16 protein-coding genes and 1 tRNA gene are annotated in these 17,287 nt (G+C 53.2%); 12 read left to right on the top strand and 5 right to left on the bottom strand.

Annotated features, from left to right (window positions below; translation table 11 throughout):
* Positions 1-77: 77 nt before the first annotated feature.
* Positions 78-1,550: a glycerol kinase GlpK gene (gene glpK, locus JAO79_RS09770; protein ID WP_199007061.1), complete on the bottom strand. Its 1,473-nt coding sequence runs from the start codon at positions 1,548-1,550 to the stop codon at positions 78-80.
* A 213-nt stretch (positions 1,551-1,763) separates the two neighbouring features.
* Here glpK and JAO79_RS09765 point away from each other — a divergent pair, with 213 nt between their 5' ends.
* Together JAO79_RS09765 and glpD are read left to right on the top strand one after the other, a co-directional pair.
* On the top strand, positions 1,764-2,522 hold the full coding sequence (locus JAO79_RS09765; protein ID WP_199007060.1) for a DeoR/GlpR family transcriptional regulator: 759 nt from the start codon (positions 1,764-1,766) through the stop codon (positions 2,520-2,522).
* A 132-nt stretch (positions 2,523-2,654) separates the two neighbouring features.
* Complete coding sequence (glpD, locus tag JAO79_RS09760; protein WP_199007059.1) at positions 2,655-4,142, top strand: glycerol-3-phosphate dehydrogenase; 1,488 nt, start codon at positions 2,655-2,657, stop codon at positions 4,140-4,142.
* 122 nt (positions 4,143-4,264) lie between these two features.
* Here glpD and JAO79_RS09755 read toward each other — a convergent pair.
* A tRNA-Ser gene (locus JAO79_RS09755) sits at positions 4,265-4,355 on the bottom strand.
* Positions 4,356-4,644: 289 nt separating this feature from the next.
* On the opposite strand from JAO79_RS09755, the gene JAO79_RS09750 reads away from it, so the two are divergent.
* From JAO79_RS09750 to JAO79_RS09730, 5 genes are all read left to right on the top strand, one after another.
* Positions 4,645-5,364 carry a Bax inhibitor-1/YccA family protein gene (locus JAO79_RS09750; protein WP_114333706.1) on the top strand — a complete coding sequence of 240 codons (720 nt, stop codon included), beginning with the start codon at positions 4,645-4,647 and terminating at the stop codon, positions 5,362-5,364.
* A 104-nt stretch (positions 5,365-5,468) separates the two neighbouring features.
* Positions 5,469-5,879, top strand: a complete 411-nt coding sequence (gene tusD / locus JAO79_RS09745) for a sulfurtransferase complex subunit TusD (protein ID WP_199007058.1) — start codon at positions 5,469-5,471, stop codon at positions 5,877-5,879.
* Position 5,880: 1 nt separating this feature from the next.
* Positions 5,881-6,231 (top strand): DsrE family protein, encoded by a 351-nt coding sequence (locus JAO79_RS09740; protein WP_199007057.1) that lies wholly within the window; start codon positions 5,881-5,883, stop codon positions 6,229-6,231.
* Positions 6,232-6,243: 12 nt separating this feature from the next.
* Positions 6,244-6,525, top strand: a complete 282-nt coding sequence (gene tusB, locus JAO79_RS09735) for a sulfurtransferase complex subunit TusB (protein WP_199007056.1) — start codon at positions 6,244-6,246, stop codon at positions 6,523-6,525.
* A 2-nt stretch (positions 6,526-6,527) separates the two neighbouring features.
* Positions 6,528-6,854 (top strand): TusE/DsrC/DsvC family sulfur relay protein, encoded by a 327-nt coding sequence (locus tag JAO79_RS09730; protein ID WP_199007055.1) that lies wholly within the window; start codon positions 6,528-6,530, stop codon positions 6,852-6,854.
* A 39-nt stretch (positions 6,855-6,893) separates the two neighbouring features.
* On the opposite strand, the gene JAO79_RS09725 is transcribed toward JAO79_RS09730, so the two are convergent.
* Positions 6,894-8,108, bottom strand: coding sequence for a DUF445 family protein (locus JAO79_RS09725; protein ID WP_199007054.1), 1,215 nt, complete (start codon positions 8,106-8,108; stop codon positions 6,894-6,896).
* A 216-nt stretch (positions 8,109-8,324) separates the two neighbouring features.
* Positions 8,325-8,912 carry a Fe-S biogenesis protein NfuA gene (gene nfuA, locus JAO79_RS09720; protein ID WP_199007053.1) on the bottom strand — a complete coding sequence of 196 codons (588 nt, stop codon included), beginning with the start codon at positions 8,910-8,912 and terminating at the stop codon, positions 8,325-8,327.
* Between the two features lie 241 nt (positions 8,913-9,153).
* Between nfuA and metH the strand changes: the two genes are divergently transcribed.
* The 4 genes from metH (at position 9,154) to JAO79_RS09700 (ending at position 15,608) form a co-directional block, all read left to right on the top strand.
* Positions 9,154-12,852: a methionine synthase gene (gene metH / locus JAO79_RS09715; protein WP_199007052.1), complete on the top strand. Its 3,699-nt coding sequence runs from the start codon at positions 9,154-9,156 to the stop codon at positions 12,850-12,852.
* A gap of 15 nt (positions 12,853-12,867) precedes the next feature.
* Positions 12,868-13,110 carry a DUF2970 domain-containing protein gene (locus JAO79_RS09710; RefSeq protein ID WP_199007051.1) on the top strand — a complete coding sequence of 81 codons (243 nt, stop codon included), beginning with the start codon at positions 12,868-12,870 and terminating at the stop codon, positions 13,108-13,110.
* A 346-nt stretch (positions 13,111-13,456) separates the two neighbouring features.
* Positions 13,457-15,109, top strand: a complete 1,653-nt coding sequence (locus tag JAO79_RS09705) for a nitrite/sulfite reductase (RefSeq protein WP_199007050.1) — start codon at positions 13,457-13,459, stop codon at positions 15,107-15,109.
* Positions 15,102-15,608, top strand: a complete 507-nt coding sequence (locus tag JAO79_RS09700) for a DUF934 domain-containing protein (protein ID WP_199007049.1) — start codon at positions 15,102-15,104, stop codon at positions 15,606-15,608. The genes JAO79_RS09705 and JAO79_RS09700 overlap by 8 nt, the downstream gene beginning before the upstream one ends.
* 54 nt (positions 15,609-15,662) lie before the next feature.
* Here the strand turns inward: JAO79_RS09700 and sohB are convergent, their stop codons facing one another.
* Positions 15,663-16,715 (bottom strand): protease SohB, encoded by a 1,053-nt coding sequence (sohB, locus tag JAO79_RS09695; RefSeq protein WP_199007048.1) that lies wholly within the window; start codon positions 16,713-16,715, stop codon positions 15,663-15,665.
* Positions 16,716-16,945: 230 nt separating this feature from the next.
* Here sohB and JAO79_RS09690 point away from each other — a divergent pair, with 230 nt between their 5' ends.
* Complete coding sequence (locus tag JAO79_RS09690) at positions 16,946-17,260, top strand: SCP2 sterol-binding domain-containing protein (protein WP_199007047.1); 315 nt, start codon at positions 16,946-16,948, stop codon at positions 17,258-17,260.
* Positions 17,261-17,287 lie beyond the last annotated feature (27 nt).

Here is a 17,287-nt window from a genome sequence, read left to right as displayed (position 1 = left end):
GAAAACGTGTCCGGGCTCTGTCATCCAGTGCAAGCTGCAGTGGTGTTGGGGCTTAAATCCGTTAAGCCCCGGCCCGTCTACAGCTTTTGCACAGCATTGATCCAGCCCTCGTACAAACGATCGCGATGCTCTTTTGTCATCACAGGCTCAAACCTGCGATCGCAGCGCCATAAATCCGATAAATCGTCCAGCGATTGATACACCCCGGCTTTCAGTCCGGCTAGGTATGCAACACCCAATGCTGTGGTTTCAACCAGCGACGGGCGATCCACCGTTGCTCCGAGTATGTCGGCGAGGAACTGCAGCACCCAACTGTTGGCAACCATTCCTCCGTCTACCCGAAGTGTGGTCGGGCGGATACCGTCTTTCTCCATCGCCTTCTGCAAATCCTTGGTCTGATAACACACAGACTGCAGGCCTGCCGTAACAATCTCTTTGATTCCGGTGTCCCGCGTTAAACCAAAGATAGCCCCTCGTGCGTCAGGATCCCAGTAAGGTGCGCCAAGTCCAGTAAATGCAGGTACCAGATACACACCGTGGTCAACGGGCGTTCCCTGTGCCAGTGGTTCGGTATCGCAGGCTTTGTTGATTAGCTGCAGGCCATCCCGCAACCACTGAATCGCGGCTCCGGCAATAAAGATACTGCCTTCCAGGGCGTAGGTGGTTTTGCCATTCAAACGATACGCCACGGTGGTCAGCAGCCGGTGTTCCGAGCGCAGCGCCTTTTCGCCGGTATTGAGCATCAGAAAACAACCGGTGCCGTAGGTGCTCTTGGCCATACCCACTTCAAAACAAGTTTGCCCGAACAGCGCGGCCTGCTGGTCACCGGCGATACCGTACACACAGGTTCCGTTCAGCGCGCCACCTTCGGTGATTTCACCGAAGTCATCGGATGAGTCCATCACCTCAGGCAACAGCGATTCGGGAATGCCGAACATCTCGAGCAGATCCTGGTCCCACTCCTGGGTGTGAATGTTAAACAGCAGCGTCCGACTGGCATTCGTGGCATCGGTGCGATGTACCCGGCCACCGGTGAGTCGCCACAAAATGAAGGTATCCACGGTGCCAAAGGCCAGTTCTCCCCTTTCCGCGCGCTCCCTGACACCCGATACGTTTTCGAGAATCCAGCGAATCTTTGTAGCCGAAAAATAAGGGTCAATCAGAAGCCCGGTTTTACCGTGCACCCAGGGCTCATGGGAGCTCAACTTGAGTGACTTGCAGTAATCAGCGGTTCGCCGGTCTTGCCAAACAATAGCGTTGTAGACCGGTTTCCCGGTTTTTCGATCCCAGATGATGGTTGTTTCACGCTGATTGGTGATACCGACCCCAAGTACTTCATCGTCTGGACCAAACTCCTCCGCCATCACGGCATCGCAGGTGCGCTTCACCGTTGACCAAAGATCCTCCGGGTCGTGTTCAACCCATCCGCTGTCCGGAAAATGCTGAGGGAATTCCTCTTGTCGAACGGCATGAATATTTCCGTCCAGATCAAAAAGAATCGCCCGCGAGCTGGTGGTTCCTTGATCGATGGAAAGTAGATACTGACTCATGTGCTTTCGGCCTCGGCTTCATTTTTGTTCGCATTTTTGCTTTTTTGAAAAAGAAATACCAAGAATTTTGACTCATCCCCCTTATATAGCAGTCAATTTGATTCCCCACCCACCGGTTAAGCTGCACAAAACCGTTAAAACAACTAAACTTTGCCTGCATTTTCGTTTTCACGCGAAATCGAACAGTCAACAGCCAGTTTTGGAGGGGTTTGAATGGCACAGCGGCACCGACAGGAACTCATCCTGGAGTTGATCCAGGAAAACGGTTTCGTCACCACTGATCAGTTAGTCGAACAGTTTCAGGTTACGCCGCAGACCATACGCCGAGATTTAAACGAGTTGGCCAAGCATAAAAAATTGCGGCGACACCATGGCGGTGCGGGAATCGACTCGAGCACCGTAAATACCGCCTATCAAGCCCGGAAGATCATGGACCTGGAAGCGAAGGAGCGGATTGCCGAGGCCATGGTCAAGCTCATTCCCGATAATTCCTCGCTGTTCATCAATATCGGCACTACCACGGAAACCATCGCCAAGGCCCTGCTGGCGAAAAACGGCTTACAGGTGGTCACCAACAACCTGCATGTTGCCTCGATTCTGTCAGCCAAAGAGGATTTTCGCGTGATCATCGCCGGCGGTGAAGTCAGAAGCCGGGATGGCGGCATTGTCGGCGAGGCCACCCGTGATTTCATCAACCAGTTCAAAATGGATTTCGGCATTATCGGGATCAGTGGCATCCATAATGACGGTTCGCTTCTGGATTTTGATTATCGCGAAGTCCGTGTGGCCCAAGCCATCATCGCCAATTCCAGCCAAACATTGCTGGCGGCAGATCACTCCAAGTTTGGCCGAAACGCTATGGTAAGACTAGGCAGCATCACGCAAGCCGACCACGTGTTCACTGACGAAAAACCACCTGAAGAAATTTCGAAAATGCTCACAGAGCACAACGTGACCCTGCACTTGGTTTAACCCGCCGCTTTTCTTTCTCGAAAACAACCATCAACCCAGGCTTTCGTTTTCTTTCCTATTTTCCTTTACGAACATCTTAGACTTTCGCATAATGTCTGAACCAATCCACTTAGCGTCGGGAGAGCATCAGACATGTCAGCAGAACACCCCCACTATGATGTCGTAGTTGTCGGCGGCGGCATCAACGGTACAGGCATCGCGATGGATGCCGCCGGCCGCGGTTTAAATGTTCTGCTGTGCGAAATGAATGACCTGGCCTCTGCCACCTCGTCGAACAGCAGCAAACTGATTCACGGCGGACTGCGCTACCTGGAGCACTACGAGTTTCGGTTGGTCCAGAAGGCACTGGCGGAGCGGGAGTCATTGCTGCGTAACTCACCCCACATCATGCACCCGATGCGCTTCCGCCTGCCCCATCGTTCGCATCTGCGCCCCGCGTGGATGATTCGGACGGGGCTGTTTCTATACGACCATCTGGCCAAGCGTGAAATGCTCCCCGGCTCTCGCTCAATCCGCTTTGATGGCTCCGGGCCGCTGAAACCTGAAATGACCCGGGGCTTCGAATACTCTGACGGCTGGGTGGACGATGCCAGACTGGTTGTTCTGACCGCCAAAAAAGCGGAGCAAGCCGGCGCTACCATCATGACCCGCACCAAATGCGTCAACGCAAAGCGGGGCGCGAATGAGTGGCAGGTAACGCTCCGAAATACCCTCACACAAGACGAGGAAATGGTAACCGCAAACGCGATTGTGAACGCGTCTGGCCCTTGGGTCAGCGCTTTGTTCGGTGAAGCACTTTCCATGCAAGCACCCAAGATGATTCGCATGGTAAAGGGCAGCCACATCGTGGTGCCTCGACTGAATCAAGAAGACGAGGCCTACATCCTCCAAAACGAAGACGAACGCATTGTTTTCGTGATCCCCTATGAAGACAACTTCTCCTTGGTGGGCACCACCGACGTTGAATACGAAGGAGACCCGTCGAAAGCGAAAATTTCTCCGGAAGAAACGGACTACTTACTCGGTGTCGTCAACGATCATTTCAAACGACAACTAGAGCCTGCAGACGTTGTCTGGTCGTATTCCGGTGTGCGCCCATTGATGGACGGCGAAGAAGAGAACGCCCAGAAAGCGTCGCGGGATTACACCTTTGAGGTGAGCGCAGAAAAAGGCCAGGCACCCCTGATCTCGGTGTTCGGTGGCAAAATCACTACTTACCGAAAGTTGGCCGAAGCAGCCACCGACAGGCTGTGCAATTTTTTCGAAACTGCCGGAAAACGCTGGACGAAAACTGCCGCCCTGCCCGGAGGCGATTTCGATAATCAGGCCAACCTGATCAGCGCGCTCAAAGAAGAGTATCCGTGGCTACCTAACCCAATCGCCCGCCGCTACGCGCGAACCTACGGCACCCTATCCCGCACCCTCCTTCAAGATTGCGAGTGCATCGAGGATTTGGGCAAGCACTTCCTTGGAACGCTCTACGAGCGTGAGGTGAGCTATCTGGTGCAAAACGAGTGGGCCATCACGTCAGACGACATTTTATGGCGTCGTACCAAGCAAGGGCTGTATGCCAAAGCGGGGGATGTTGAAGCGCTCGACGCGTTTCTGGCAATAAAATAAATAAATTCGTTTGCTTCAGGGCGTTTAACACAACGCTCTGTAGCAAGCGTGCGCATAAAAATTTCTGAGAATATGATTTCGAGAGGAGGAAAATCTGGAACTTACTGATAAGAAAGAAGAAATGGCGGTGGGCCAGGGATTCGAACCCCGGGAAGGCTATTAACCTTCGGCGGTTTTCAAGACCGCTGCATTCAGCCGCTCTGCCAGCCCACCGCATCTTTCTTGCCGTCATCTCGACAGCGGTGTGCATGATACCGGAATCGCTTATGCTGTCAACGGTCTATAACGAAATTCCTGAAATTTCCGTTCATTTTCTTCAGGTTGGTCAACGATTCACCAATACCAACAAGGTGAAGGAAGTGTAATGAACTTCTCCACCTTCTTTATTGTCAGAAATGATTGAAAGTTGCGAATACAACCTTATTATGGGCTACAGGTTAAAGGGAAGACGTTAGGCTTAGCAGCCCGCCCTTCCCGCCGTTTGATAAATTCGGAGACGAGAATGGATAACAGGCAATACAACGTTCAAAGCCAGGGTGGCATTCAGGTCGCGCGCGGCAGCGCTACCGGCGCCATCAGCCCAGAGGCCACCAAGGTTCTACGTAACACTTACACCCTGCTGGCAATGACACTTCTGTTCAGCGCTGTCATGGCAGGCGTTTCCATGAGCATTGGATTGAGCCAAGGCGTTAGCCTGGTTTGCAGCCTGGGCGCACTGGCATTGGTATGGCTGGTTCTGCCTCGCACAGCGAACAGCGCTGCCGGTATCGGTGTCGTGTTTGCCTTCACCGGCCTGCTGGGACTCTCACTGGGCCCCATCCTGATGCACTACCTGCAGTTTGCTAACGGCAGCCAGATCGTTATGCAGGCGCTGGGCGGCACCGCTGTTGTCTTCCTGGGCTTGTCCGGCTACGTGCTGACCACCAAGAAAGACTTCAGTTTCATGCGCGGCATGTTGGTAGCCGGAATGATGGTGGTTATCGTTGGCATGCTGGGCGCCTTCGTAGCCAGCTTGTTCGGCGTTCAGGTCACTGCGTTCAGCCTGGCCATGAGTGCAGCCATCGTGTTCCTGATGTCTGGCTTCATTCTTTACGACACCAGCCGTATCGTTAATGGCGGTGAGACCAACTACATCATGGCAACTACCGGGCTGTATCTGAACATCTACAACCTGTTCGTCAGCCTGCTGCACCTGATTGGCGCCTTCACCGGCGAAGACTGATTCACTCCGCTGAACCAGCCTCCAGAAACCCCGGCACTTTGCCGGGGTTTCTGCTTTAGGTACACTGCCCTACTGCAATCTATCCATTACCAGAACCCCGACACATGCCCAATTCGCTTGCCTATACTTTGGTTATCACTGGTGCACCATGGACCACTCAGGCACCTCAGACAGCCTTGCTGTTCGCGCGAGCCGCGGTTTCGGCCGGACACAAGATCGACCGAGTGTTCCTGTACGGCGATGGCGTTCACCTCGCTTCCAGCTTAAACGCGCCGCCTTCGGACGAAACGCACTGGTCGCAGCAATGGGCAGACTTTCTGACACAGCACGGCATTCCCGCGACTGCTTGCATTGCCTCCGCCTTGCGCCGAGGGCTTGTAAACGAAACGGAGCAGGCTCGCTACGAGCTTCCAGCCAACAACCTTCGCGCTCCGTTCGAGATTGCAGGGCTGGGCGAATGGGTGGAAGGCAGTAAAGCCGGCGACAGAACGATTTACTTCCATGGGGGAAGCTAACGTGACCACACTGATCGTGATCGACCAGGCCCCCTACGGCTCTTGGTCAGGGCGGGAAGCACTGGACATGGCCTTTTCACTGGCTGCATTTGATCAGCCAGCTGCAATGCTGTTTACCGGGCCGGGCGTCAATTGGCTTCGCAAAGGACAGCAACCGGACGAACTTGGCCAAAAGTCGGCTGAAAAAAACCTCTCTGCGGCACCGCTGTTCGGCATCGAGGCACTGATCGCTGATGAGCGTGCCTGCCAACAATACGGCCTGAGCTCAGAAACCATGCTGTCTGGCGTAGAGCTATCCAGCAACATCCAAGAGCTACTGAACGGCCACACTCACGTGGTATTCGCAAGCTAGCGAGCAGATATTATGAACCCCCACCCTACGCTTCATATCCTGAACAAAACGCCAGAGCACCCACGATACGAGTTGTGCATGCAAGCATTGCTGCCTTCTGACACCCTGGTGCTCATCGAGAACGGCGTGCTCAGCATTGCTGGCGCCCAACTGAACGCCCCCTGCAAGCTGTACGGACTAAAAGCCGATATCGCCGCCAGAGCGCTCGACACGCTCTACGATTCGAGCAATACAGTGGATTTTGAGGGACTGGTTCAGCTCACACAGAAACATGAAAAGGTTATCAGCTGGTAAACATGAGCATCGCAAATCTACCCGACCGAAATAACGAAGGCTTTCTGGAAAACGCCAACGACTGGACATCGGTTGTTGCCGAAAAAATTGCCGCCGAAGATCAAATCGAGCTAAGCGATAATCACTGGGAAATCATCGAGTTTCTGAGGGATTTTTATAAAGCACACGAGATGTCGCCCCCATCCAATCGGCTATTCGTTAAAGCCGTTAAAGATGCATTGGGCGAGCAAAAAGGTAACAGCATTTATCTGATGCAATTGTTCCCGGGCACACCGGCAAAAACAGCCTGCAAGATAGCCGGATTACCTCGCCCTACGAACTGCCTGTGAGCCGCTTAAGGGCGCGCCAGCATGGGGGCTTACGGCGCCCTAAAAACCAAAGGCCACCAATGGGAGGTAGGCCATGCCCAGCACTTGCACTAATCCTGCCGCAGCACCGAAAAGACCGCCAACCATCATCAGCTGAAGTTCCTCTTCACGAAACGCCGGGCGTAATATGTCCTGGAACTCCTCGGGCTTTAATGCCTTCATTTGCTCGGACAGCACATTGGCCACCGCCGGTGCCCGCTCCTTCTTAAAGTTCGGGTCGGCAAAGACATCTTTTGTGGCGATCACCGCCTTGTCGTTCATCACACGCTTCAGATCGGTATACCCCTCAAGCCCTACACTGACTTGAGCCGCCATCTTCAGTACGAGTGATTCGTCCAGCATTGGCCGCAGATGCTTCTGCAAAATGGCCCGGGTTCGACTGGCACGGTCACCATTCACCATCGCATCAGCGACCTGCTCTACCGTAATCAGCTCCTCGGCGACGAGCCTGGCCCAAACATCGCTGATTTCATCCTGACGGCGCAGAAACAACCCCTGGATCTTCCAGAACAGAAATCGACGCGGCTTCAACGGCGCAAAGATAAGATTAATGGCCAGCCAGTTGGTTATGAAACCTATGAAGAAGCCACCCACAGGTAAAGCCCACGGCTCCGGATACCGAACCCACAGTGGTAACAAAGCAGCGCCGAGCAAGGCGCCAATCAATGCGCCGCGATTCACCACAGATCTTAACTCCACCGCACCGGCTTCTTTAAATATCCGGTTCATGAGATCCGGGTGGGCTTGCAGCTGGCGACTCAACAGAGCTTTCAGGTCAACGAGGCTGTCGAGATCATCACCAATATCATCAACCAGCTCTTCGATCCGCGAAGGCAACTGCTCGCGAGCCCAGCGATAGATTCTGGCGCGCACAAAAAGCGGCAGGTTGTCCCAAAGCACAGGTTGCACTTCGTACATCATGGAATCGATATACTCATCCAGCCTCGGAGACACCAGATCAACCACGTGCTCGACAATTTTGTGGGGTTCAAGCTTGCGGTAAACGGAGTTCAGATCACCAAACTGCTGCAGCGTTTGGTCGATACAAATGTGGGCCATTTTTTCCGCTTTGCGCGGGATCACACCTTGCCAACCGAGAACACCTATTCCAACAAACCGAACGGGATAGAATGACATTTGAATGGCAAGCCAATTAGTGACCCAACCGACAAGCGCAGCCACTGCAGGCACCAACAGAAGAGAATATTCAGACAAGCGCAACCCCAAGCATCATCCCCGCCGCTCTGCGGGTTATTATTCGAGTTAAGCGGCACAATACCGCATTCAATGTGAACCCATATGACAATAGTATGAAACAGCCATGCTCAGGGCACATTGGCCGCATTGCCAGCCAGAAGGCGTGATACTGGCAGGAAGCGGCTGTTACCGCTTCCTGTTCAAGGAGGGAAACGCGACTACGCGGGGCAGGAATTACTGGTAATAGGCGTTTTCGGTCTGCGTGTGGTCCGTTACGTCACGCACCGCGGTAATTTCGGGCACACGTTCTTTCAATGTTTTCTCGACGCCCTGCTTCAAGGTAAGACTAACCGCAGAGCAGCCTTGGCAACCACCGCCAAAACGCAGTACTGCAACGGATTCGTCAACGATCTCAACCAATGACACATCACCACCGTGAGCCGCCAGGTTCGGGTTGATTTCGGATGCCAGCACGTACTGGACCCGCTCGGGCAGTGGCGCATCGTCAGAAACCTGCGGAACTTTCGCATTCGGTGCCTTGATCGTTAGCTGACCACCCATCTGGTCCTTGGAATAGTCAACGAAGGCATCTTCCAGAAACGGCACCGAGTTGTGATCCAGATAAAGCATGAATTTTTCCAGATCTTTTGCTTCATCCGTCGGCACCACCTCGTTCGGCGGGCAATATGCCAGACACGTTTCCGCATTTCGGGTACCCGGCTGGGTTACGAAAATGCGAACCCCCATGCCTTCAACATCCTGCTTTTCAATCAAGCTTGCGAGATAATCTCGTGCGGAATCTGTCACAGTTACCACGGCCATGCTTCCTACCTGTTTTCAAATGTAGCTTCCATTTTAAGAGACTTGGCTCAAAGTTGAAAGACCAAGTAAAACGGTCAAGCATTCCGGAGGTAACGAATTTCCCCTATTGCCGCCGCCATCACTCCTAATTTTCAGTCACTTGATAATGATCATCTGTACTAAGACCTTCTGTTGCATTTTTGCTATGATCCCGCCGCACTACCTTTATTAGATGTTATTCATGACACCGGAAGATTTACCTATGACCGATCGCAGCAGCCGTCTGGAACAGCTCCATCTCGCCCTTAAAGAACGCATTCTTGTTCTCGATGGCGCCATGGGTACCATGATCCAGAACCAGAAACTGGATGAAGCCGACTTTCGGGGCGATCGGTTCAAAGACTTTGCACATGATGTACAGGGTAACAACGACCTGTTGAACCTGACTCAACCCGCCCTGCTCCGCAATATCCACGCGGACTATCTGGACGCGGGCGCAGACATCATCGAGACAAACACGTTCAACTCTACGCAACTGTCTCAAGCAGATTACGGCATGGAGTCTCTGGCGCGGGAACTGAACGTAGAGTCTGCCAGAATCGCCCGCCAAATAGCCGACGAATACACCAAGAAGACGCCCAACAAACCCCGATTTGTCGCGGGTGCAGTGGGCCCGACATCCCGCACAGCCTCTTTGTCGCCAGACGTAAACAACCCCGGTTTCCGCAACGTCGATTTCCAGACCCTGGTTGATAATTATTACGAAGCGGTATCAGGTCTGGTTGAAGGCGGCTCAGACATTATTCTGATCGAAACCATCTTCGACACCCTGAACGCGAAGGCCGCCATTTACGCCACTCAACAGTACTTCGAAGACAGTGGCATAGAGCTGCCGATCATGATCTCCGGCACCATTACCGATGCTTCCGGCCGTACCTTGTCGGGTCAGACCACGGAAGCTTTTTATAATTCCATCGCTCACGCCAAACCTATCTCTGTCGGCCTGAACTGCGCATTGGGTGCAGACGCTCTGCGCCCTTACGTGGAAGAGCTGGCCAACAAGGCTGAAACCTATGTGTCAGCCCATCCCAACGCCGGCCTGCCCAACGAGTTCGGTGAATACGATCAAACACCGGAAGAAATGGCCGAGATCATCGAAGGTTTTGCCCGGGATGGCTTCCTGAACATCATCGGTGGCTGCTGTGGCTCCAGCCCCGAACACATTGAAGCGATTGTAAATGCGGTCGCCAAGTACCCGGCCCGTAAAATACCAGACCGCCCGAAATCCCTTCGACTGTCTGGCCTGGAGCCGTTTACCGGTGACGAGAACACCCTGTTCATCAACGTGGGCGAGCGTACCAACGTTACCGGCTCTAAACGCTTCCTGCGCCTGATTAAGGAAGAACAGTACGAAGAGGCCTTGAGTGTTGCACGCGACCAGGTTGAAAACGGTGCTCAGATCATCGACATCAACATGGACGAAGGCATGCTGGACTCGAAGGAAGTGATGGTCACTTTCCTCAATCTGGTAGCCTCAGAACCGGACATTTCCCGTGTCCCCATCATGATCGACTCGTCGAAGTGGGACGTGATCGAAGCTGGTTTGCGCTGTATTCAGGGCAAGGCCGTGGTCAACTCTATCAGCCTTAAAGAGGGCGAAGAGGAATTTATCAAGCGCGCCCGCGATTGCATGCGTTACGGTGCGGCAGTTGTCGTGATGGCGTTTGACGAAGATGGCCAGGCTGATACGTTCGAGCGAAAGACCGAGATCTGTAAGCGGTCTTACGACACTCTGGTGGGCATTGGCTTCAATCCGGCCGACATTATCTTCGACCCCAACATCTTCGCCATTGCGACGGGCATCGAAGAACACAACAACTACGCCGTCGATTTCATTAACGCCACGCGTTGGATTAAAGAGAACCTGCCTCATGCGTCGATCTCCGGCGGCGTGAGCAACGTTTCATTCTCGTTCCGCGGCAACGATGCCGTACGTGAAGCCATTCACTCTGTATTCCTGTACCACGCGATCAAAGCCGGCATGAACATGGGTATCGTAAACCCGGGTCAGCTGGTGATTTACGATGAGATTGAGCCCGACCTGAAAGAGCTGGTTGAGGATGTTGTTCTTAACCGTCGCGAAGACTCCACCGACCGACTGCTCGAAGCCGCCGAGAAATTCAAAAGCAAAGGTGGCAAGGCTCAGGAAGAGGACCTTTCCTGGCGCGAACTGCCAGTGCAAAAACGCCTTGAGCACGCGCTGGTAAAAGGTATCACCACCTACATTATCGAAGACACCGAGGCCTGCCGGCTTGAAGCCGACCGCCCGATTCACGTGATCGAAGGTCCGCTTATGGACGGAATGAACGTGGTCGGCGACCTGTTTGGCGACGGCAAGATGTTCCTCCCACAGGTGGTCAAAAGCGCGCGAGTGATGAAACAAGCCGTTGCTCACCTCATTCCGTTTATCGAAGCGGAGAAAGACGAGAACCAGCAGGCCAAGGGTAAGATCCTGATGGCCACGGTAAAAGGCGATGTTCACGATATCGGCAAGAACATTGTCGGCGTGGTCCTCCAGTGCAACAACTATGAAGTGATCGATCTGGGCGTCATGGTGCCCTGTGAAAAGATCCTGGAAACCGCCAAAAAAGAAAACGTGGACATCATCGGTTTAAGCGGCTTGATTACTCCGTCCCTCGATGAAATGGTTCACGTAGCGCGCGAGATGCAACGCCTCGACTTCCATTTGCCGCTGATGATTGGTGGCGCTACCACCTCGAAAGCGCACACAGCGGTCAAAATTGAGCCGCATTATAAAAACGACATCGCCCTGTATGTTTCCGATGCGTCCCGTTGCGTTAACGTTGCATCGCAACTGCTCAGCAAAACCGCCAAGCCCGCGCTGGTCGAAGCTGCCCGTAAGGAGTACGAAGAAGTGCGTGAGCGCCGCAAGAACCGTGGCGACCGCACAAAGCTCGTTACTTTGGAGGAAGCCCGTGCACGAGCGCCCGAGATTGACTTTGAGAACTATGAGCCACCGCGCCCGAAGTTCACCGGCGTGCGCGTTTTTGACGATTACGATCTCGCCGAACTGGTAGACTACATCGACTGGACGCCTTTCTTTATTGCATGGGACATCTCGGGCAAATACCCGGCCATTTTCGATGATCCCAAGCGAGGTGAAGCTGCCCGCACTCTGTATGACGACGCACAAGTCATCCTCAAGCAGATGATCGAACAGAAGCGAGTCACTGCACGCGCTGTGGTTGGATTCTGGCCCGCAAGTCGTCGAGGTGACGATATTGTGGTCTACACGGATGAATCGCGCACAGAAGAGCTCACTACCCTGCATCACCTGCGACAACAGGATGACAAGGCGCCCGGCAAGCCGATGATGGCTCTGTCAGACTTTGTCGCTCCGGAAGATTCCCACAAGCAGGATTACGTTGGCGGGTTCGCTGTGACAACCGGTATCGGCGCTGACGAATACTCGAAAGAGTACAAAGACAAAAACGACGACTACAACGCCATCATGGTGCAAGCCTTGGCCGATCGCCTGGCTGAAGCCTTTGCCGAACGAATGCACGAGCGGGTTCGGAAAGAATTCTGGGGCTACGCCAGCGAAGAGCAAATGGCGAACGAAGACCTGATCAAAGAACGCTACCGTGGCATTCGCCCTGCTCCCGGTTATCCGGCGTGCCCGGACCACACCGAGAAAGCAACCTTGTTCAAGTTGCTGGAAGCAACCGACAACATTGAGCTCCAGTTAACAGAACACTTCGCCATGTACCCGACTGCGGCCGTCTCCGGCTGGTACTTTGCCCATCCGGAATCAAAGTATTTTCCGATTGGCAGAATTGGCGTTGATCAGGTTGAAGACTATGCTGAGCGTAAAGGCATTTCAAAAGCTGAAGCGGAACGCTGGCTGATGCCGAGCCTGGCGTACGATCCTGCGGAATAGATCAGGGAATCCCCCATGACACACCTTGCTGAAAACAAAAACAAACACAGCGAAAACGAAAAACCCCGGGGGCCCGGGGTTTTAAAAATCACACAGAGCATTCTCGCCGGTGCGTTTGGTGTTCAATCGAACAAACATCGGCAGGAGGATTTTTCCAGCCACAGCCCTGCACCTTTCATTATCACGGGCCTGATCTTCACTGGCCTGTTTGTGGGTGGATTGATCCTGGTGGTCAACCTGGTACTGTCTGGCCAATAGAAATTATTGGCCAGATACCCAAAGAACCGCGAACCCCACCACAAGAACAACCAAGACAACGGCGGCCATGGAATCTACAACACTGTCGGAACGATCTGACTGCTTCATGCGGACCTCACTCGTATAACATCATTGTTTTTATCAGGTTGCTGCTGAAATTAAAGCAGATAACTGACATTCGTCCAGCCCGCTCGTAGCCCTTATCACCTGAATCGATAAAGATATTTTGAAATAATCGTTTTGAGAATAAAAACTCGCTGGTATCCTTCGCATCAGGAATAAGGCGCAATGAAAAATTGCCGTCATAACTATTAGCTTCTGATGTTAGCAGGCAGGACGTTCCACTATGTACGTTTATGATGAACACGACCGACAAATTGCCGCAGAGCGCGTCGCCCAGTTTCGGGACCAGACCGAACGCGCCTTGGCGGGCGAACTTTCCGAAGAGGAATTTCTGCCTCTTCGCTTGCAGAACGGTCTCTATGTCCAACGCCTAGCACCCATGCTGCGTATCTGCGTACCCTACGGCATGCTCCGTTCCGAGCAGTTACGGCGTTTAGCCCGAGTGACCCGTGACTACGATAAAGGCTATGCCCACGTCACCACCCGGACGAATATTCAGCTGAACTGGCCGCGCCTGGAAGATGTACCGGACATTCTTGCCGAGCTGGCCGAAGTTGAAATGCACGCCAACCAGACCAGCGGTAACTGCATTCGCAACACCACCACAGACCAGTTTTCCGGCGTTCAGAAAGACGAAATCGCAGACCCGCGCCCGTACTGCGAGATTATCCGCCAGTGGTCAACGTTCCATCCGGAATTTGCGTTCCTGCCTCGTAAGTTCAAAATCGCGGTAAACGCGTCGGAGCATACCGACCGTGCCGCGATTCAGGTCCACGATATTGGTCTGCAAATGGTTCGCAACGATCAAGGCGAACTGGGCTTCCGAGTTCACGTAGGCGGCGGCTTGGGCCGCACCCCTATGGTCGGCCCTGTGATCCGTGAATTCCTGCCGGAGCTCGATTTGCTTACGTATCTTGAAGCCGTTGTGCGGGTGTATAACCGCTACGGTCGTCGGGACAACAAATTCAAAGCCCGCATCAAGATTCTGGTCAAAGCGCTGAGCCCTGCGGGTTTCGCCGAAAAAGTCGAAGCGGAATGGGAACAGATCAAAGATTCTCCGACGCGTCTTACCTCGGACGAGATTGATCGCGTTAAGGGTTACTTCACCGAGCCGGCTTACGAAAGCCTGGAAGACGCCACAGACACTTTGAGCCAGCAACGGTTCGAGAATAAAGAATTTGATCGCTGGCTGACCCACAACGTGGGCGAGCACAAAAAGCCAGGCTATGCCATCGTCACACTGACGCTGAAGAAAACCGGTACCCCGCCTGGCGACATGACCGACCGCCAACTTGAACAAATCGCGGACCTGGCAGACGAGTATAGCTTTGGTGAAGCTCGTGCGACCCACGAACAGAACATGGTACTGGCCGATGTACGCCAAGACCGCTTGTTCGAACTCTGGCAGGCCATCACAGGCATGGGCTTTGCCACTGCCAACCTGAACACGCTCACGGACATGATTTGCTGCCCGGGTGGTGACTACTGCGCGCTGGCAAACGCAAAATCAATTCCGGTTGCCGATGCCATCCAGCGCCAGTTTGACGATTTGGATTATCTCTATGATCTGGGCCCGATCGACTTGAACATTTCTGGCTGCATGAACGCGTGTGGACATCACCACGTGGGCCACATCGGCATCCTGGGTGTCGATAAAAAAGGTGCCGAGTTCTACCAGGTAAGCTTGGGCGGCTCATCCCAGCACGATGCAAATATCGGTAAGATTCTTGGGCCGTCGTTTGCCCGGGAAGACATGCCGGCCGTTGTTTCAAAGATCATTGATGTGTTCGTAGAGAACCGGACTGAAGAAGAGACTTTCCTGGATACCTATCGCCGGGTTGGTCTGAATCCATTCAAGGAGCGGGTTTATGCCTGATGTTATTGCCGCTGACGGCACTATTCGTAACGATAACTGGGTAGTGGTTGCCCGCCCGGCCGAAGGCGACTCTCTGGATATCCCGGAGGGCCAGCCGGCGCTGATTCCCGCTGATCTGTGGCTAGCAGGCTACGAGCATTTCGCGGGTCGTGCTGATATCGGCGTGTGGTTCGACAGTCATGACGAACCGGAACTGCTGGAAGGCAAGGTAAATGAACTGCCGTTGATTGCAGTGAACTTTCCTCGTTTCGTCGATGGCCGTGGTTACAGCATTGGCCGCCTACTGCGCCAGCGTTTCGGCTATACGGGTGAATTGCGAGCAATCGGTGACGTACTGCTGGACCAGCTTCAGTTCATGAAGCGCTGCGGCTTTGATTCTTATGTGCTTCGCGCCGACAAGGATATCACCAAAGCCGCACGCTGCCTGAATTTCTTCTCTGAGACCTATCAGGCCGCCGTAGACAACGATGTACCGCTGTTCCGCCGTCGGGCGTCTTAATCTGTCTGCATTGAGCAGGTGCCAACGACATCGTTGGCACCTCTACCCTACCGATTATTGAATCTTCTGATTCCTGAAAGCGCTTAACACCTTCCACACCGAGCGTTCCAGTGCCGTACTGGTCGCAATTCCAATCTTTTCCGCCAGCGTTCGTTTTTGCTGGAATGAGACGGTAACAACTTCTCCGCGTTCGCAGGCCTCGATGAGATATTCGTCCGAAGTTTTAATGTCATCGATCAGATTTACATCCAACGCCCGCTTGCCGAACCAAATGTCGCCGTTCGCGACGGCTTTGATGTCAAGATCTGGCCTGCGCTCGCTGACATACTCTTTAAACAGTCCGTGAGTATCTTCCAGATCTTCCAAAAACTTCTGCCGCCCCTTTTCCGTGTTTTCACCAAACATGGTGAGCGTGCGCTTGTGCTCACCTGCGGTCAGGACTTCAAAATCAACGTTGTTTTTCTCGAGCAACCGATGAAAGTTCGGCAGTTGGGCAACAACACCAATTGACCCGATCACCGCGAACGGCGATGCGAGGATTTTGTCGGCAACGCAAGCCATCATGTAACCACCGCTGGCCGCCACTTTATCGACACAGGCCGTCAGTCGTACGCCTTTGCTCCGGATGCGGTCAAGCTGAGCTGATGCCAGCCCATAAGCATGAACAAGGCCGCCGCCGCTCTCGAGGCGAACCACAACTTCGTCTTTCTCCGGGTCTGCAACGCTCAGAACTGCGCTTACTGAGCGACGCAGTGTGTCTGTGTCACTGGCTTTGATGTCGCCGTCGAAGTCGATTACATAGATTCGGGATTTCGGCTGGCTCTCGTCTTCGGCTTTATGCTTTTCGGCTTTTTTCTTCGCCTTTTCTTCTTTTTTCTTTTTTTTGTTCCAGGCCTTGTATTCGTCATCCGACATTAATTTGGTCTGGATTGACTCTTTCAGGTTCCGGTATTTGTCGTTCAGGTTTCTGACTTTCAGCTCGCCTTCGTCGTCGTCCGAATCGTTATGCTTACTTGCAGACACGATGACAGCGACCAGAATAATTGCGGCCACAACAAAGGTTGCAACTTTTGCGAGGAACAATCCGTACTCACTAATAAATTCCAAAATGCATTCTCCAGTGCTCTTTATGCAAACCCCAGAGTTTACTCTGTCGCACCTTAACTGATAAGCCCGAACAAATTAAAACAAGCGTTCGATCAAGCTTGACATGATCCCTCTGTAACCATAAAGTCGAATACTGAGGTCGGCGATACCCAGCTAAGACAGACTCAGTTTCGCTCGGGTTGTTGATCCGCCACGACTAGATATGACAAACACTATAAAGGGTATAACTAATGTCTGTTGAACAGATTTTTGAGAAGCTGGAAAAGAACTTCAACGCAGACGCAGCACAGGGCTTGGACCTGGTGTTCCAGTTTGATATCGAAGACGACAAGCCATACAACCTGGAAATCAAAGACGGCTCTTGCAAGTTGAACGAAGGCACTCACGAAGATCCTTCTGTTACCCTGATCATGAACTCTGAAACTCTGCAAGGCATCGTTTCTGGCGAAACTGACGGCATGCAAGCATTCATGGCTGGTCAGCTGCGCGCCGAAGGCGACATGATGCTGGCTACCAAGCTGGGTGAACTGTTCGACATGGGCTAAGACCTATTCGAAAGTTCCACAAAAAAA

The sequence above is a fragment of the Marinobacter litoralis genome (assembly GCF_016427555.1).
In the GTDB taxonomy this organism is placed as follows: domain Bacteria; phylum Pseudomonadota; class Gammaproteobacteria; order Pseudomonadales; family Oleiphilaceae; genus Marinobacter; species Marinobacter litoralis_A.
The sequence above is the reverse complement of the archived record's forward strand: the minus strand, read 5'-3'. Positions and strand labels throughout refer to the sequence as shown.

Coding starts and splice junctions, on each gene's coding strand:
- JAO79_RS09730 (WP_199007055.1), top strand. CDS start 6,528: ATGAGCATCGCAAATCTACCCGACCGAAATAACGAAGGCTTTCTGGAA.
- nfuA (WP_199007053.1), bottom strand. CDS start 8,912: ATGGCCGTGGTAACTGTGACAGATTCCGCACGAGATTATCTCGCAAGC.
- JAO79_RS09690 (WP_199007047.1), top strand. CDS start 16,946: ATGTCTGTTGAACAGATTTTTGAGAAGCTGGAAAAGAACTTCAACGCA.
- JAO79_RS09705 (WP_199007050.1), top strand. CDS start 13,457: ATGTACGTTTATGATGAACACGACCGACAAATTGCCGCAGAGCGCGTC.
- tusB (WP_199007056.1), top strand. CDS start 6,244: ATGAACCCCCACCCTACGCTTCATATCCTGAACAAAACGCCAGAGCAC.
- tusD (WP_199007058.1), top strand. CDS start 5,469: ATGCCCAATTCGCTTGCCTATACTTTGGTTATCACTGGTGCACCATGG.
- JAO79_RS09710 (WP_199007051.1), top strand. CDS start 12,868: ATGACACACCTTGCTGAAAACAAAAACAAACACAGCGAAAACGAAAAA.
- metH (WP_199007052.1), top strand. CDS start 9,154: ATGACCGATCGCAGCAGCCGTCTGGAACAGCTCCATCTCGCCCTTAAA.
- glpK (WP_199007061.1), bottom strand. CDS start 1,550: ATGAGTCAGTATCTACTTTCCATCGATCAAGGAACCACCAGCTCGCGG.
- JAO79_RS09700 (WP_199007049.1), top strand. CDS start 15,102: ATGCCTGATGTTATTGCCGCTGACGGCACTATTCGTAACGATAACTGG.
- glpD (WP_199007059.1), top strand. CDS start 2,655: ATGTCAGCAGAACACCCCCACTATGATGTCGTAGTTGTCGGCGGCGGC.
- JAO79_RS09750 (WP_114333706.1), top strand. CDS start 4,645: ATGGATAACAGGCAATACAACGTTCAAAGCCAGGGTGGCATTCAGGTC.
- JAO79_RS09765 (WP_199007060.1), top strand. CDS start 1,764: ATGGCACAGCGGCACCGACAGGAACTCATCCTGGAGTTGATCCAGGAA.